This is a genomic window from Comamonas denitrificans (assembly GCF_042654745.1).
Classification (GTDB): Bacteria; Pseudomonadota; Gammaproteobacteria; order Burkholderiales; family Burkholderiaceae_C; genus Comamonas; species Comamonas denitrificans.
Genome location: NZ_JBHSEY010000038.1, coordinates 60,946 through 76,239, shown reverse-complemented (window position 1 = coordinate 76,239; position 15,294 = coordinate 60,946). Strand labels below are relative to the sequence as shown.

Here is a 15,294-nt window from a genome sequence, read left to right as displayed (position 1 = left end):
TAAATTGCCATGCCAAACACCCAACGCGCCTTTTCTGTTTCCCGCTACGGTATCGAGTGGCTGCTGCTGGGCAGCGCTTTGCTGGTGGTGGGGCTGATCATCGGCCACTTTATGTCCGAGATGCGCAAAGACATCGAGACGCGCGAACGCGATCGGCTCACGGTGCAGGCACGCGTGATTCACGATGCGCTGGAGCGGCAGATCGACACCATTAACCGCACGCTGGTCGGCATTCGCGACGAATTGCCGTACTGGCGCTCTGAATCGGATGGCATGGCGCAGGCTCAACGCAGGCTCAAGGCTTTTGCCGATGCCATGCCCGCCGTGCGCACGCTATCGATACTGGATGCCCAAGGTAACGTCCTAGCGTCCAACCAAGACACGCTTCTGGGCAAGAATTTCGCTGAGCGCGATTACTTTCAGGTTGCTGCACGCAACCCCAACATCGACACACTCTATTTGGCCCCGCCTTTCAGAACCGCCCTGGGTGCTTTCGGAATGAACATGGTGCGCATGGTGCGCGGCCCAAACGGCGAATTCGCCGGCATTGTCAGCGCCACCCTCAGTCCAGACGAGCTAACGCGCACGCTCGAATCGGTGCGTTATGCCCCGGATACCTGGGCCGCACTGGCCCATGGTGATGGAAAACTGTTCCTGATTGCCCCATTGCAAGAGCAACTGCTGGGGGTGGATCTGGCCCAGCCTGGCTCCCTGTTCTTGCGCCACCAAGAAAGCGGCAAAGCGACCAACATCATGACCGACCGGGTGCTGCTGACCGGTGCGTGGAGCATGGTGGCGCTGCATACCGTGCAGCCTGCCGCCCTGAAGATGGACAAATCCATTGTGGTTGCCATCAGCCGCGATCTGGACGCGATGTACACGCGTTGGCGCAGCGAAGCCAGCCTGATTGGCGGCATTTACGCACTGCTCATCGCTATCACGGTGCCCGGCCTGTACCTGACCCAGCGCCGCCGCCGCGAGGCAGATGCACAAACCCAGGCCGCGCACGCCGCGTTGGCACAGCGCACTGTCGAGGCGGAAGCGGCCAGTCGCGCCAAAAGCGAATTTGTCGCCAACATGAGCCACGAAATTCGCACGCCGATGAACGCCGTGCTGGGCTTGCTGCAACTCATGGAGCGCACCGGGCTGGATGCACGCCAGCGCGACTACGTCCACAAGGCGGAAGGGGCGGCACGTGCCTTGCTGGCCATCCTCAACGATATCCTGGACTTTTCCAAGGTCGAGTCCGGCAAGCTGGAACTGGACGATACGCCTTTTCGTCTGGATGAACTGCTGCGCAACCTCTCGGTCGTGCTGTCTTCCACCTTGCAGCACAAGGCGGTAGAAGTGCTCTTTCAGCTGGACCCTGCCGTGCCGCGCGCACTGCGCGGTGACGGCCATCGCTTGCAGCAGGTGCTGCTCAATCTGGCGGGCAACGCCATTAAATTCACCCAGCGTGGCGAGGTCGTGATTGGGCTCAAGCTGCTTGACTCCACGTCAGATAGTGTGCGCATCGAGTTCTCAGTGCGCGACACCGGCATTGGCATTGCAGCCGACCGCCTGGCTGCCATATTCGAGGGCTTTACTCAGGCCGAATCCTCCACCACGCGGCGGTTTGGCGGCACCGGTCTGGGCCTGGCCATCAGCCGCCGCCTGGTGCGCCTGATGGGCGGTGAGCTGCAGGTGCAAAGCACACCCGGACAGGGCAGCCACTTTCATTTCACCGTTGATTTTCGCCGCGATGCAGAAACCAGCGCATTCGAACGCATGGCGGCGGCAGAAAATGACCAACACGCTGCCCTGCGTGTGCTGATCGTGGATGACAACGCCACGGCCCGCGAAGTGCTTGCTGCCATGGTCACCTCCTTTGGCTGGCAGGCCGAAACGGCAACGAGTGGTGCCGAAGCTATCCAACGGATGGAAGCGGCCACCGCTGCAGGTCATTCATTCGACATCCTCTGTGTGGACTGGATCATGCCGGGCATGGACGGCTGGGAAACCATCCAGCACATTCGTGCCCGTGATGCGGGGCATCTGCCTGCCATCCTGATGATCACCGCCCATGGCCGCGAGCTGATCGCTGAGCGGCTGGGCGAGGAAACAAACCCCCTTGACGGCTTCCTCATCAAGCCGGTCACCCCGTCGATGCTGTTTGATGCCGTAGCGCAGGCCACGCGTGGGGCCTCGATCACGGTAGAGGGCCATACCCCCGCCAACTTGCCCATCGAGCAGCCGCTGGCCGGCCTGCGCCTCCTTGTGGTAGAGGACAACCCCCTTAACCAGCAAGTCGCGCGCGAACTCCTTAGCCATGCGGGGGCAGAGATCGAGGTTGCCAGCGATGGTGAGCAGGGCATCGCCTGCGTGCGGCGTGCCTCGCTGCCTTACGACGCCATCCTGATGGACATCCAGATGCCGAAAATGGACGGCTACACCGCCACCCGGGTGCTGCGCCAGGAGATGCAGATTGCTACGCCGATCATCGCAATGACCGCCAATGCCCTGCCAGCCGACCGCGAGGCTTGCCTGGCCGCCGGTATGTCTGACCATATCGGCAAGCCCATCAATGCCCGCGAGCTGACCGCTCTGGTGCTGCGCCATTGCCGCCCTGCCCCCTAGCACCGGCTGCTGTGCCTGTAGCAGCGGCTGCCCCCCCTGCAGCGCAGTTGCCCCCTCAGCCAGAAGGCTTCGATTTTGCGGCTGCGCTGGCACGCCTAAGTGGCAATTGCGCCTTGTTTGCCAGCCTGGCGCGGCGCTTTGGCAAAGATTGCGCAGCCCTGGCGGAGGCGGCACAAATCGCACTCCAGCACGGGGACCGCGCCGCCGTCGCACGCGAAATGCACACCCTCAAAGGGCTGGCTGCAACGCTGGGCGCTACCGCACTGGCGCGCCAAGCCGCTGAGCTAGAAGCCACATTCAAGGCACCACGCAGCACCAGCAACGAGGCAGCAGCGCTTGCACAACTGGCATCGGGTATTGCGGCAAGTGATGCCACCTTCAGGGCCGTGGCCGACGCACTCGATCCTGCGCAGCCCGTGCCAAGCCTGCCGCTCAACAAGCAGCGACTGCTTGAATGCCTTGCCGAGCTGGATGCCTTGCTCCTGGAAAACAACATGCGTGCGCTGGATGTCTTTGCCACGCTGCAACGCGAAGTGGGTGATGCGGGCGAAGCGCTGGCCGACCCACTGAACGCCCTCGACGAGGCGCTGCTCAGGCTCGACTTTGCCGCTGCACGCACAACAATCGCCAATTTGAAAGAGATACTGTCGCCATGATGCCTGCCCACAATTTACCGCCGGAGTTTCGGACGCTGGCCGCGCTGCCTGAGCGCCCACGCCTGTTGGTAGTGGACGACCAGCCAATCAACATCCAAACGCTGTACCAGATTTTTCACGCTGATCACGAAGTATTCATGGCCACAGGCGGCGAGCAGGCGCTGGCTTTTTGCCGTGACAACCTACCCCCTGATCTGATTCTTCTGGATGTGGTCATACCCGGTATGGATGGCATCGAAGTCTGTCGCCGCCTCAAGTCCAACCCGGCGCTGGCGGATATTCCGGTGATTTTTGTCACGGCCCACTCCGAGCCAGCCGACGAGGTCGCTGCCCTGGCCGCAGGCGGGGTGGATTTCATTGCCAAGCCGGTCAATCCAGTCGTGGTGCGCGCGCGCGTCAAAACCCATCTCACGCTCAAGGCGCAGACCGATTTGCTGCACTCCATGGTTTTTATCGATGGCCTGACTGGCGTTGCCAATCGCCGCCGCTTTGACGAAGTCTTGCAGATCGAGTGGCACCGCTGCCGGCGCAGCAACAAGCCATTGACGCTATTGATGATTGATATCGACCATTTCAAACGCTACAACGACCATTACGGCCACCAAGCCGGCGATGCCTGCTTGCAGCAAGTGGCCGCTGGCCTCAAGGCTGGCCTCAAGCGCGCGCAAGACCTGGTAGCGCGCTACGGTGGCGAGGAGTTCGTGTGCCTGATGCCCGAGTGCGACCATCCTGCCGGCCAGACCAAGGCTGAAGAGTTGCGCGCGGCCGTGGCGGCGCTGGGGATTGCCCACGCTGACTCGCCCACCGCCAGCTGCGTGACGCTGAGCATCGGTGTCGCGGTCATGCAACCGAGCAGCGCAAATACCCCTGAAGCGCTCATCGCGGCGGCGGATGCAGCGCTTTATGAAGCCAAACGCAACGGCCGCAACAGGGTGTCGGTATCCGCTGACCTGTGACCTGTGACGATGGCCGTGGCTGGGCAACCGCCGGGGTGCCAGGCAGAGAGTATTTCAGCCGCCTGCTAGGCAAAACAAAAAATAATTCACATAATTGACGTTTACGTAAAAGACAACCTAAAGGAGCACCATGGAGATACAAGGCAAAGTTTTCATCGTCACAGGCGGCGCATCGGGACTGGGTGAGGGCACCGCCCGCATGCTGGCAGCCGCTGGTGGCAAAGTCGTGATCGCCGACATGCAAGCAGAAAAAGGCCAGGCTGTGGCCCAAGCCATTGGCGGTGTTTTTGTGCGCTGCGATGTGACCAGCGAAGCGGATGGTCAGGCCGTGATCGCGCAAGCGACGGCACTGGGCAAGCTCATGGGCTTGGTCAATTGTGCGGGCGTGGCCCCGGCCGAAAAAATCGTTGGCAAAAACGGAGCCCATAGCCTGGCCAACTTCAGCAAAACCATCAGCATCAACCTGATTGGCAGCTTCAATATGATGCGCCTGGCCGCCGAAGCCATGGGCAAAAATGAACCTGAAAGCACCGGTGAGCGCGGCGTGCTCATTTCCACGGCCAGCGTTGCTGCCTACGACGGGCAAATTGGCCAGGCCGCCTACGCCGCCTCCAAAGGGGGCATCGTCGGCATGACCCTGCCCATTGCCCGTGACCTGGCCCGCAGCGGCATTCGCAATATGACGATTGCCCCCGGCATTTTTGGCACGCCGATGCTGTTTGGTATGCCCCAGGAAGTGCAAGATGCCTTGGCCGCTGGCGTTCCTTTTCCCAGCCGTTTGGGCAAGCCGGAAGACTTTGCCAAACTGGTGCGCCATATTTTTGAGAACGACATGCTCAATGGCGAAGTCATTCGCTTGGATGGTGCCATTCGCTTGGCACCCAAATAAATAAACCAACGGGGGCTGACACGCCCCCGTTAAAACATTTACCACCATAGATAGCCAGGCGCTGGTATAGGCGACCTGGCTGTTTTTATTTAACCCGCTGCGTTATCTGTGGCATTTTCAGCCTGCGGCCAGTCGCGGATATAGGCTTTGAGCAATTGGTTTTCAAAGCTTTGCTCTTCCACCACGGCCTTGGCCACGTCGTAAAAGCTGACCACGCCCATCAGCATGCTGCCATCCATCACCGGCATGTAGCGCGCATGGCGCTCCAGCATCATGCGCCGCACCTCGTCCATCTCGGTATCGACCGTGCACAGCAGCGGCTGTTTTTCCATGGCATCGCGCACCGTCACCTGGGCCACTTGGCCGTTGTGCTTGACAACATCTTTAATGACTTCGCGAAAAGTCAGCATCCCCACGACAGCGCCGCCTTCAACGACCACCAGCGAGCCCATGTCCTTTTCGGCCATGGTCGCCATGGCTTGGGCCAAGCTATCGTCCGGCTTGACGACGTACAGGGTGCCGCCTTTGACGCGCAAGATATCGCTAACTTTCATGGTATTGCCCTTTTCTGCAAAATTTTCACTTACCAAAGCACTTAAGCTTTAAATAATAGCGTAATCCTCCCGCCATCTTTTATGACGTTTTGACATCAATAACTATTTTCAATGCCTAAATAGACTAAAGCGCCATGTATTTCGACATTCACCTTCCTTCTTCGGCAGCCCAAACCCAAACTGCCCGTCTGTATGTAGATAACACTGCAGAGAATACTGCCCACCCTGGGCCAGCGCCGCACCCGACTGTTTTGGCAATTCACGGTGTGCTGTGCGATCACAGCGTATGGCAGCCCCTCACCCCAGGGTTGCACGCCCTGGGCTGGAATATGGCAGCGCTGGACCTGCCGGGCCATGGCCGCAGCAGCGGCCCAGCCCCCCACAATGCGCCAGAGGCCGCCGCGTGGATTGTCGCTTTGGTCCAGGCCATGCAGCTGCCCCGCGTCATCCTGATGGGCCACAGCTGGGGCAGCTTGATTGCCTTGGCGGCCGCCGCGCAATTAGGGCAACGCATTTCACATCTGGTTTTAATCGGCACGGCCAGCCCGATGACCGTGGCACCGGCGCTGTTGGACTTGGCCCAAAACGACCCGGCACAAGCCATTGCCTTGATCGACAAATACAGCCGCAGCCCCATCACTCCGGCTGATTTTGATGGCCAAGCACTGGGCCACGCGGTGCTGGCCAGCAACCCTGCCACCAATCTTTTGCACTGCGGGCTGACCGCGTGCAACAGTTACCACGAAGCCCCCGTGGCCATGCAGCAAGTGACCGCCCCCACCTTGTTCATGACCGGCGAATACGACCGCATGACCCCCGCTGCGGCTGCCCAGCCGCTGATTGCTGCCGCCCAAAGCCGCGCCCCCCAGCAGGCACTGCGCCCACCACCCACGTGGTCACTTTGGCCTGCGGCCACCAGCACATGCTTGATGCCACCCCCGCGATGGTGCAGGCACTGGCCGACTTTGTGCGCAGCTAAATTGCAGCGCCCTCTTCTGCGCCATTGACGTTCACAGCCGCGCCAGCCGTCCGATGGGTGGGCAGCACCTGCGCCACCGTGTGCTGCGCCCAGCCACTGCGCTCCCACAATGGCGCTGTGGCCCCCTCTTGGCGCAGCAGCAAAACCTCCAGCAACGGGGCCAGGGCGGTGGTTTGCGGATCGGCCAGCAGCACATAACGCGGCTCGCCCTCTTCCAAATAAGAAGTGGCCGACTCGGGCATCGCCCCCACCCAGCGCAAAGCGGTCAGCGCCGCCAAGGCCGGTTCAATCTGCAGGCGATCGACATGCAATTGCTGGGCCAAAGCACTGCCCGCCAGCCCCCGTTCGCTGTCATTGCGCAGTGGGGCCAAGGCGGCCAGCACCTCCAGCGCCAAAGCAAAATCGCGCCCCGGGCCATCCAGTGCCCGGCTGGCCCCGGAGCGCAGGCTGGGCCAGTACGCCGCCACAATCGCCCCCAGCAGGAAAATCACCCAGCAGATGTAAATCCACAGCAGCAAAATCGGCAGCGTGGCAAAAGTGCCGTAAATGGCCGAATAGGTCGGCACCGTCGCCAGGTACAGCCCCAGCAGCTTGCGCGCCAGCGCCAGGCCCAGCGAGACAAAAATTCCCCCCGCCCAGGCATGGCGCCAACGCACCGGGGTATTGGGCACAAAGTGGTACAGCGCGGCCATGGCAGCGGCCATCAGCAGCAGCTCCAGCGAATTAAAGCCCCACTGCACCGCAGCGGGCAGCGCCTGCACCAGCCCGCGCGAGGCCGACACCACGTAAGACGTAGTGGCCACACTCATGCCCAGCAGCAGCGGCCCCAAGGTCAGCACCCCCCAGTAAATGAGCAGTCGCTGGCCCAGCGGACGCAGGCGCTGCACACGCCAGATGTGGTTCAAGGTTTTGTCCATGGTCAGCGTCAGCTGAATGACCGTAACCACCAAAAACCCCAGGCCCACCGCCCCCAACTGGCTGGCTTTGCTGGAAAACTGCAAGATGTAGCCCATCAGCTGCTCGGCGATGGCTTCAGGAATCAGGCTTTGCACCAGCCAGCTTTGCAGGTTTTCTTGCAAACGCGCAAAGCTGGGAAAGGCGGTGAACACCGCCAACAACACGGTAAAAAACGGCACGATGGCCAGCAGCGTGGTGTAGGTCAGGCTGCTGGCCGTCAGCCCCAATTGGTCGTTGGCAAAACGCTGGCGCAGCATGCGCAAGGTATTGCCCCAAGAAAATTCAGAAGCAGTAAAACCAGTAGGTAATGCGCGGCGGCGCAGGAAAGGCATGGGCATAGGCCCTATGATGCCACCCCCATGGCATCTGCACCCTCCATGACCTCTTCTGCTCCCCCCCCTTTTTCCGCGCTGCCGCGCCACGCCCAAGTCACCCAGATAGCGGCCGTCAGCAGCTTGGTCGCCTTGATTGTGCTGTGCGTGGCCTGGGAGTTGTGGCTGGCCCCAGTGCGCCCCGGTGGCTCGCTGCTGGCCCTCAAGGCCCTGCCCTTGGTGCTGCCGCTGCCCGGACTGCTCAAGCGGCGCATGTACACCTACCGCTGGCTCAGTTTGATGATTTGGCTTTACTGCACCGAAGGCCTGGTGCGCGCCACCAGCGATACCGCCCCCAGCAGCTACTACGCCTGGGCCGAAGTGGTGCTATGTATTTTGTTGTTTACTGCGTGTACCCTGCATATACGTTTGCGCCTTAAAGCTGCTAAAACCATGCAACAGCAAGCGTGAACAGCTCACTTATTTGCTAGTACGGCCTCCCTCATTACGGATAATTTTTATGACGACTGCCATTCTTGACACCCTGCGCCAAGCCGTTGGTGCCGCGCATGTTCTGACCGACGGCGATTTAAGCGCCTACGAGCGCGACTGGCGCGGCCGCATGCAGGGCAAGGCGCTGGCCGTGGTGCGCCCAGGTTCTACCCAGGAAGTGGCCGCCGTGGTCAAGGTCTGCGCGGCCGCTGGCGTGGCCATCATTCCCCAGGGCGGCAATACCGGCCTGTCGGTGGGCTCCACACCCGATGCCAGCGGCACCCAGGTGGTGCTAAGCCTGACGCGCATGCACGCCATCCGCGCGGTGGATGCCGACAACCTGACCATCACCGCCGAGGCCGGCTGCATCCTGCAAAACCTGCAGCAGGCGGCGCAGCAGGCGGGCTTTTTGTTCCCGCTGTCGCTGGCTGCCGAGGGCTCTTGCACCATCGGCGGCAACCTCGGCGCCAACGCGGGCGGCACCCAGGTGGTGCGCTACGGCAATGCGCGCGAGCTGTGCCTGGGGCTGGAAGTGGTCACCCCCCAGGGCGACATCTGGGACGGCCTGACCGGCCTGCGCAAGGACAACACCGGCTACGACCTGCGCAATTTATTTATCGGCAGCGAGGGCACCCTGGGCATCATCACCGCCGCGACGATGAAACTCTTTCCCCAGCCCGTGGCCCGCCTGACCGCCTTTGCCGCCGTGCCCAGCATGCAGGCTGCCGTGCGCCTGCTGGGGCTGGCGCACCAGCATTTGTCGGCCGGGCTGACGGGCTTTGAGGTGATGGGGCAATTTGCCCTGTCCCTGGTGGTGAAACACATGCCGCAATTGCGCGTGCCTTTTGCCGGGATGGACGGTGCGCCCTACTGCGTGCTACTGGAAAACAGCGACAGCGAATCCGAAGCGCACGCCCGCCAGCGCTTTGAAAGCCTGCTGGAGCTGGCCTTTGAAGACGGCTGCGTACTCGATGCCGTGGTGGCCGAAAACCTCAGCCAAGCGCACGACTTGTGGCATGTGCGCGAGAGCATTCCCCTGGCGCAAGCGCAGGAGGGGCTGAACATCAAGCACGATATTTCTGTGCCCACCTCGCGCATTCCCGCCTTCGTGGAACACGCCGATGCGCTGCTGCAGCGCGAGATTGCCGGCGTGCGCCTGGTCAATTTTGGCCATTTGGGCGACGGCAACCTGCACTACAACGTGCAAGCGCCTGAAGGGGCCGATGGCAAAGCCTTCCTGCGCGAGCAAGAGCCACGCGTCAATGCCCTGGTGTACGACGCGGTGGCGCAATTTGGCGGCTCATTCTCTGCCGAGCACGGCGTGGGCCAGCTCAAAACACCCCAGTTGGAGCAGTACGAGTCGCCCGTGGCCCTGTCGCTGATGCGCTCCATCAAGCAAGCGCTGGACCCGCTGAACATCATGAACCCCGGCTGCATGCTGGCCAAAGACTAAAGGGACTGTGATGACGGCAACTTCCCTCCCCACCGCCCGCCCCGTGCGCCACCAGTACGAAGACCTGTTGCGCCACGTCTATTTCCATGGTGCTGAAAAAAGCGACCGCACCGGCACCGGCACCAAAAGCGTGTTCGGCCACCAAATGCGCTTTGACCTGGCAGAAGGTTTTCCGCTGGTCACCACCAAAAAAGTCCACCTCAAAAGCATCATCCTGGAGCTGCTGTGGTTTCTGCGCGGCGACAGCAACGTGCGCTGGCTGCAAGAGCGCGGCTGCACCATCTGGGACGAATGGGCGGCCGAGGACGGCAGCCTCGGCCCCGTCTATGGCGTGCAATGGCGCAGCTGGCCCACGCCCGGCGGCGGGCACATCGACCAAATCCAGCAGGTCATCGACACCCTGAAAACCAACCCCGACAGCCGCCGCATCCTGGTCAGCGCCTGGAACGTGGCCGAGCTCGACCAGATGGCGCTGATGCCCTGCCATGCGCTGTTCCAGTTCTACGTGGCCCCATCGCAGGCGGCGGGCGAGCCTGGCAAATTAAGCTGCCAGCTCTACCAGCGCAGCGCCGACATTTTCCTGGGCGTACCCTTCAACATCGCCAGCTATGCCCTGCTCACCCACATGGTGGCCCAGCAGTGCGATTTGCAGGTGGGCGACTTCATCTGGACGGGCGGCGACTGCCACCTCTACAACAACCACCTGCAGCAAGTGCAAACCCAGCTGGCCCGCGCCCCCTACCCTTACCCAACGCTGCACATCCAGCGCCGCCCACAGAGCCTGTTTGACTACACCCTAGAAGACTTTGTGGTGGCCGACTACCAGCACCACGCCCCCATCAAAGCCCCGGTAGCTGTATAAAAAGAAAGCTTCTTGCGCTGATAAATAAAGAGAAAAATAAGCTTTTTTATTTAAATCCAAGACAACACAAGCGCAAACAGCTAGCAAATTATGACCATCTGCTTAATCTACGCCCAAGCCGCCAACGCAGTGATTGGCAAAGACGGCACCATGCCCTGGCACCTGCCGGAAGACCTGGCGCATTTTCGCCAGCGCACCCAGGGCTGCGCCGTCGTCATGGGCCGCACCACCTGGGACAGCCTGCCTGAGCGCTTTCGCCCCCTGCCAGGGCGCACCAACATCGTCGTCACGCGCAACCCCGCCTGGCAAGCCGCCGGAGCCATCGCGGCCCACAGTCTGCCCGAGGCACTGGCCGAAGCGGCCCGGCACAGCGCCACCGTCTGGGTCATCGGCGGGGCGCAAATCTACGCCCAGGCGCTGCCGCTGGCCGATGCGGTCGAGGTCACCCACATCCAGCACAACTTTGACGGTGATGCCTTTGCCCCCACCCTGGGCCCCGAATGGCACGCCGTCCAGCACCGCGATGCCACCAGCGCCCAAGGCTGGCCCCTGCGCTTTGTCCGTTACGAGCGCTTGCGTGACTACACTAGTAAAAACTCTAGGTAGTTCCCCATACCCCTAGTGTTTCAGATAGCAACAAAAAAGAGTATGCTGCAGTGCAACATTAAGTCTTATTGAGGACTGTCCATGAGCCTGGTACAAACTCTACCGTCTGGCCCCTTGGATATCGTCGGTGATATCCATGGCGAGCAAGCGGCACTGCTGCAGCTACTGCGTCACCTCGGCTATGACGCCCGAGGCAATCACCCAGAAGGTCGCACTCTGGTGTTCTTGGGCGATTTTGTCGATCGCGGCCCGGACAGCCCTGGGGTGATCGGTATCGTCCACCAGCTGGTCACCAGCGGCAAAGCCGTGGCCATTGCGGGCAACCACGAGATCAACCTGCTGCGCAACGACCCCAAAGATGGTTCGGGCTGGTTTTTTGATGCCCGCCTGCAAAGCGATTTGCGCAAATACCCCTGTTTTGCCCGCCCGCACGACCCGGCCGAGCGCAGCGCCATCGTGCACTTTTTGCGCGACCTGCCCGTGGCGCTGGAGCGCGAAGACCTACGCATCGTCCACGCCGCCTGGAGTAGCGCAGCCGTGGAGCAAGCCCGCCGCCAGCCCTTGGGGGGCCTGCGCGCTGCCTACGACCAATGGGAGGCGCAAGCCGCCCAGGCCGCCCAGGCCCAGCGTATTACCGAGCGCATGGCCCAAGAGCGCGAACTGTGGCCGCACAATCTGGAGCACGGCGAGCACCGCCCCCCCTTCTTGCAGGCCCATTGCGACAACGAGCTCAACAAATCCACCTTCAACCCGCTCAAAGTGCTGACCTGCGGGTTAGAAGACCCCGCGACCGAGCCCTTTTTTGCTGGCAACAAATGGCGCTTTGTGCAGCGCCAGGCATGGTGGGAGCACTACACCGAAGCCACCCCCGTCGTCATTGGCCACTACTGGCGGCGCATTGACCCGCACCATTGCACCCAAGAAGGCTTGTTTGCCGACGTGGCCCCCTTCGCCTGGCACGGCCAGCGGCAGAATGTTTTCTGCGTGGATTACTCGGTCGGTGCCCGCGCCCAGGCCCGCAAAAAAGAGCAAGCCACCCACGGCTTTAAGCTGGCCGCCCTGCGCTGGCCCGAGCGCACCTTGATGTTTGACGATGGCCAGCAGCAAACCACCCACGGCTTTATGCAACGCCCGCCGCAGCCCCACACTGCGCACAACGCATCGGCAAACCAGCAGCGCCTGGCCTCGGTCCACGCCATCCGCAGCCTAGGCTACCCGCTCCACCTGGGGCTGCCGCTGTCCAGGGCTGCACCCATTAGCGGCTGATGGATGAGCGCACAGGGGGCATGTCAGCGCAAATCGGGCAATTGGTAGCCCACCAGCACTTCGCGCAGCTTGGTTTTGAGCATCTTGCCCGTAGCGCCCAGCGGAATGGCATCGACAAACACCACGTCATCCGGAATTTGCCACTTGGCCAACTTGCCCTCGTAAAACCCCAGCAGTTCTTCGCGCGTAACACTGGCCCCAGGCTTGGTAGCTACCACCACGATGGGGCGCTCGTCCCATTTGGGATGCGCCATGCCAACACAGGCGGCCACGGCCACGGCGGGGTGGCCCATGGCGATGTTTTCGATGTCAATCGAGCTGATCCACTCGCCGCCGGACTTGATCACGTCCTTGCTGCGGTCGGTAATTTGCATGAAACCATCGGCATCAATGGTGGCCACATCGCCCGTGGGCAGCCAGCCCAGGCCCGCCTCATCAACGACCAGCGGGCTTTCGCCTTTGTAGTACTGCTGCAAAATCCACGGCCCGCGCACCAGCAAATCGCCATAGGTCTTGCCATCCCAGGGCTGGTCGCGGCCATCGCCACCGACGATTTTCATCTCCACCCCATAAATCGCCCGGCCTTGCTTGGCGCTGATCTTGCGCTGCTCCTCTTTCGGCAGGGCCATTTGCCCGGCCTTGAAAGTGCAGACTGCGCCCAAGGGGCTGGTTTCGGTCATGCCCCAGGCGTGCAGCACCTGCACGCCAAAATCATCTTCAAAGGCCGCAATCATCGCCGGCGGGCAGGCTGCGCCGCCAATCACGGTGCGCTTTAAGCTGCTAAAGCGCAGCTGCTGCGGCTGCACGTGGCCCAGCAGCATTTGCCAGATGGTGGGCACCCCGGCGGCAAAGGTAACGCCTTCGGCCTCCATCAATTCATAGAGGGATTTGCCATCCAGCGCCGGGCCAGGCAGCACCAGCTTGGCCCCCACTTGCGCGGCGGTGTACGGAATGCCCCAGGCATTGACGTGAAACATCGGCACCACGGGCAAGATCACATCCCGCGCCGACAGGCCCATGGAATCAGGCAAAGCGGCGGCATACGCGTGCAGGGTGCTGGAGCGGTGGCTATACAACGCCCCCTTGGGGTTGCCCGTGGTACCGCTGGTGTAGCACAGGCTGGAAGCGGTGTTTTCATCGAACTGGGGCCAGTGGTAGCGGCCATCGTGGGCGGCAATCCAGGCTTCGTAACTGACCAGGCCGGGGATGCCGCTGTCGGCGGGCAGCTTGTCGGCATCGCACAGCGCCACCCACTGCTTGACCGTGGGGCACAGGCGGTACACGGCTTGCACCAGGGGCAAAAAGCTCAGGTCAAAGCACAGCACCTCGTCTTCGGCGTGATTCACAATCCAGGCCACCTGTTCAAAGTGCAGGCGCGGGTTGATGGTGTGCAGCACCCGGCCCGAGCCGCTCACGCCGTAATACATCTCCAGGTGGCGGTAACCGTTCCAGGCAATGCTGGCCACCCGGGCACCATGGGGCAGGCCCAAGGCATCCAGCGCCTGCGCCAATTGCTTAGCGCGCTGGCGCACTGCGGCCCAGGTGGTGCGGTGAATATCGCCCTCCACCCGGCGCGAGACCACTTCGGTCGTGCCGTGGTAGTGGGCCGCAAATTCGATCATGGAAGAAATCAACAGCGGTTGGTTTTGCATCAAACCTTGCATTCAGCGTCTCCTTAGTGGTGCTCCATCCCCGACGGGAATAACCGCGCATCGTAAAACACGCACGGCCGTTCGTATTCAAGGGATTTTACGGATTGGAGACCTGCAGAACCCACGCGCCGCGTCCCAGCGCCAGCTGGTGAGAACTACGCTGCAGCCCCGGCAATGCCCAGCAGCGCAGCGCTATCGCGCACGACCAGACCACCGGGCTCGATCCGGATGGCTTGCTCGCGCTCCATGGCTTTGAGCTCTTGGTTCACGCGCTGGCGCGAGGCCCCCAGCAGCTGGGCCAACTCCTCCTGCGCCAGTTGCAGGCCAATGCGCACCTCCTTGCCGTTTTCCAGGCACGGAATGCCATAGCTGCGCACCAAGTGCAGCAGTTGCTTGGCCAAACGCGCCCGCAGCGGCAGGGTGTTGAGGTCTTCCACCAAGCCATACAACTGCCGAATGCGCCGCGCCTGCAGCCACAGCATGGCTTCGTAAAACTCGACATGGGTGCTCAAGATGCGCTTGAAGTCGGCCTTGGCCACGCACAAAAGCGTGGTGGCCCCGTGGGCATAGGCATCGTGGGTGCGCCGGTCGCCATCGAAGATGGACACCTCGCCAAACCACACGCCCGGCTCCACATAGGTCAGCGTAATTTGCTTGCCTGAGATTGACGTTGAGCTGACGCGCACCGCGCCCTTGGCGCAGGCAATCCAATCCTCAGGGGCTTCGCCCCGGGCGCAGATCAAGGCACCATCTTTGAAGCGTTTGACGTAAGCACAGCGCAAAATATCGTGTTTCAACGTGGGCGAGAGGGTCGAGAACCAACGCCCGGCGTTAATGGCCTCGCGCTCTTCGAGCGTAAGAATCGGGTTATCCATGGTCTGTCCTGTGGGTAACGACAAAAGGCGTTCTTAGCGCACGGGCAATGCCGTGGCGGAAAAGGCTTGCATTGTCTATTCAATAAAAAAGGAGCTGTATCCGCTTAATTTAAAGGATTTCAATGCATTTTTAACATTGAAACAGCTTTAAATAAACGGATACAGCTCCT

General features: G+C 61.6%; 14 protein-coding genes. 10 read left to right on the top strand and 4 right to left on the bottom strand.

The window, feature by feature from the left end:
* Nucleotides 1-9 precede the first annotated feature (9 nt).
* The 4 genes from ACFO24_RS07920 (at nucleotide 10) to ACFO24_RS07905 (ending at nucleotide 5,117) form a co-directional block, all read left to right on the top strand.
* A complete protein-coding gene (locus ACFO24_RS07920) occupies nucleotides 10-2,616 on the top strand; it encodes a response regulator (RefSeq protein ID WP_377737840.1) in 2,607 nt (868 codons plus the stop codon).
* A gap of 113 nt (nucleotides 2,617-2,729) precedes the next feature.
* Nucleotides 2,730-3,272: an Hpt domain-containing protein gene (locus ACFO24_RS07915; protein ID WP_377737838.1), complete on the top strand. Its 543-nt coding sequence runs from the start codon at nucleotides 2,730-2,732 to the stop codon at nucleotides 3,270-3,272.
* Nucleotides 3,269-4,228 (top strand): diguanylate cyclase, encoded by a 960-nt coding sequence (locus ACFO24_RS07910; protein WP_377737837.1) that lies wholly within the window; start codon nucleotides 3,269-3,271, stop codon nucleotides 4,226-4,228. Before ACFO24_RS07915 ends, ACFO24_RS07910 begins: the two co-directional genes overlap by 4 nt.
* A gap of 130 nt (nucleotides 4,229-4,358) precedes the next feature.
* Nucleotides 4,359-5,117 (top strand): 3-hydroxyacyl-CoA dehydrogenase, encoded by a 759-nt coding sequence (locus ACFO24_RS07905; protein ID WP_207575243.1) that lies wholly within the window; start codon nucleotides 4,359-4,361, stop codon nucleotides 5,115-5,117.
* An 89-nt stretch (nucleotides 5,118-5,206) separates the two neighbouring features.
* Here ACFO24_RS07905 and ACFO24_RS07900 read toward each other — a convergent pair whose 3' ends face one another.
* Nucleotides 5,207-5,671 (bottom strand): CBS domain-containing protein, encoded by a 465-nt coding sequence (locus ACFO24_RS07900; protein ID WP_377737836.1) that lies wholly within the window; start codon nucleotides 5,669-5,671, stop codon nucleotides 5,207-5,209.
* Nucleotides 5,672-5,922: 251 nt separating this feature from the next.
* Here ACFO24_RS07900 and ACFO24_RS07895 point away from each other — a divergent pair, with 251 nt between their 5' ends.
* The gene (locus ACFO24_RS07895; RefSeq protein ID WP_377737835.1) at nucleotides 5,923-6,678 is read left to right on the top strand and encodes an alpha/beta fold hydrolase; all 756 of its coding nucleotides are present in this window, start codon (nucleotides 5,923-5,925) and stop codon (nucleotides 6,676-6,678) included.
* Here ACFO24_RS07895 and ACFO24_RS07890 read toward each other — a convergent pair.
* Complete coding sequence (locus ACFO24_RS07890; protein WP_377737834.1) at nucleotides 6,647-7,945, bottom strand: YihY family inner membrane protein; 1,299 nt, start codon at nucleotides 7,943-7,945, stop codon at nucleotides 6,647-6,649. The genes ACFO24_RS07895 and ACFO24_RS07890 overlap by 32 nt on opposite strands.
* A gap of 39 nt (nucleotides 7,946-7,984) precedes the next feature.
* Here ACFO24_RS07890 and ACFO24_RS07885 point away from each other — a divergent pair, with 39 nt between their 5' ends.
* From ACFO24_RS07885 to ACFO24_RS07865, 5 genes are all read left to right on the top strand, one after another.
* Nucleotides 7,985-8,389 (top strand): DUF2069 domain-containing protein, encoded by a 405-nt coding sequence (locus ACFO24_RS07885; RefSeq protein WP_377737833.1) that lies wholly within the window; start codon nucleotides 7,985-7,987, stop codon nucleotides 8,387-8,389.
* A 49-nt stretch (nucleotides 8,390-8,438) separates the two neighbouring features.
* Nucleotides 8,439-9,863 carry an FAD-binding oxidoreductase gene (locus ACFO24_RS07880; RefSeq protein ID WP_377737832.1) on the top strand — a complete coding sequence of 475 codons (1,425 nt, stop codon included), beginning with the start codon at nucleotides 8,439-8,441 and terminating at the stop codon, nucleotides 9,861-9,863.
* Nucleotides 9,864-9,873: 10 nt separating this feature from the next.
* Nucleotides 9,874-10,725 carry a thymidylate synthase gene (locus tag ACFO24_RS07875; protein WP_377737831.1) on the top strand — a complete coding sequence of 284 codons (852 nt, stop codon included), beginning with the start codon at nucleotides 9,874-9,876 and terminating at the stop codon, nucleotides 10,723-10,725.
* 90 nt (nucleotides 10,726-10,815) lie between these two features.
* The gene (locus tag ACFO24_RS07870; protein WP_377737830.1) at nucleotides 10,816-11,331 is read left to right on the top strand and encodes a dihydrofolate reductase; all 516 of its coding nucleotides are present in this window, start codon (nucleotides 10,816-10,818) and stop codon (nucleotides 11,329-11,331) included.
* 81 nt (nucleotides 11,332-11,412) lie between these two features.
* The gene (locus ACFO24_RS07865) at nucleotides 11,413-12,597 is read left to right on the top strand and encodes a metallophosphoesterase (protein WP_377737829.1); all 1,185 of its coding nucleotides are present in this window, start codon (nucleotides 11,413-11,415) and stop codon (nucleotides 12,595-12,597) included.
* 23 nt (nucleotides 12,598-12,620) lie between these two features.
* On the opposite strand, the gene ACFO24_RS07860 is transcribed toward ACFO24_RS07865, so the two are convergent.
* Together ACFO24_RS07860 and ACFO24_RS07855 are read right to left on the bottom strand one after the other, a co-directional pair.
* Entirely contained in the window at nucleotides 12,621-14,261 is a 1,641-nt protein-coding gene (locus ACFO24_RS07860) for a 3-(methylthio)propionyl-CoA ligase (RefSeq protein ID WP_377737828.1), read from the bottom strand.
* A gap of 143 nt (nucleotides 14,262-14,404) precedes the next feature.
* Nucleotides 14,405-15,124: a Crp/Fnr family transcriptional regulator gene (locus ACFO24_RS07855; RefSeq protein ID WP_207575233.1), complete on the bottom strand. Its 720-nt coding sequence runs from the start codon at nucleotides 15,122-15,124 to the stop codon at nucleotides 14,405-14,407.
* Nucleotides 15,125-15,294: the final 170 nt, after the last annotated feature.

Excerpts from the sequence above, each read along its gene's own strand:
- ACFO24_RS07905 (WP_207575243.1), top strand. The coding sequence starts at position 4,359 with ATGGAGATACAAGGCAAAGTTTTCATCGTCACAGGCGGCGCATCGGGA.
- ACFO24_RS07875 (WP_377737831.1), top strand. The coding sequence starts at position 9,874 with ATGACGGCAACTTCCCTCCCCACCGCCCGCCCCGTGCGCCACCAGTAC.
- ACFO24_RS07880 (WP_377737832.1), top strand. The coding sequence starts at position 8,439 with ATGACGACTGCCATTCTTGACACCCTGCGCCAAGCCGTTGGTGCCGCG.
- ACFO24_RS07900 (WP_377737836.1), bottom strand. The coding sequence starts at position 5,671 with ATGAAAGTTAGCGATATCTTGCGCGTCAAAGGCGGCACCCTGTACGTC.
- ACFO24_RS07920 (WP_377737840.1), top strand. The coding sequence starts at position 10 with ATGCCAAACACCCAACGCGCCTTTTCTGTTTCCCGCTACGGTATCGAG.
- ACFO24_RS07870 (WP_377737830.1), top strand. The coding sequence starts at position 10,816 with ATGACCATCTGCTTAATCTACGCCCAAGCCGCCAACGCAGTGATTGGC.
- ACFO24_RS07885 (WP_377737833.1), top strand. The coding sequence starts at position 7,985 with ATGACCTCTTCTGCTCCCCCCCCTTTTTCCGCGCTGCCGCGCCACGCC.
- ACFO24_RS07865 (WP_377737829.1), top strand. The coding sequence starts at position 11,413 with ATGAGCCTGGTACAAACTCTACCGTCTGGCCCCTTGGATATCGTCGGT.
- ACFO24_RS07890 (WP_377737834.1), bottom strand. The coding sequence starts at position 7,945 with ATGCCCATGCCTTTCCTGCGCCGCCGCGCATTACCTACTGGTTTTACT.
- ACFO24_RS07855 (WP_207575233.1), bottom strand. The coding sequence starts at position 15,124 with ATGGATAACCCGATTCTTACGCTCGAAGAGCGCGAGGCCATTAACGCC.
- ACFO24_RS07910 (WP_377737837.1), top strand. The coding sequence starts at position 3,269 with ATGATGCCTGCCCACAATTTACCGCCGGAGTTTCGGACGCTGGCCGCG.
- ACFO24_RS07860 (WP_377737828.1), bottom strand. The coding sequence starts at position 14,261 with ATGCAAGGTTTGATGCAAAACCAACCGCTGTTGATTTCTTCCATGATC.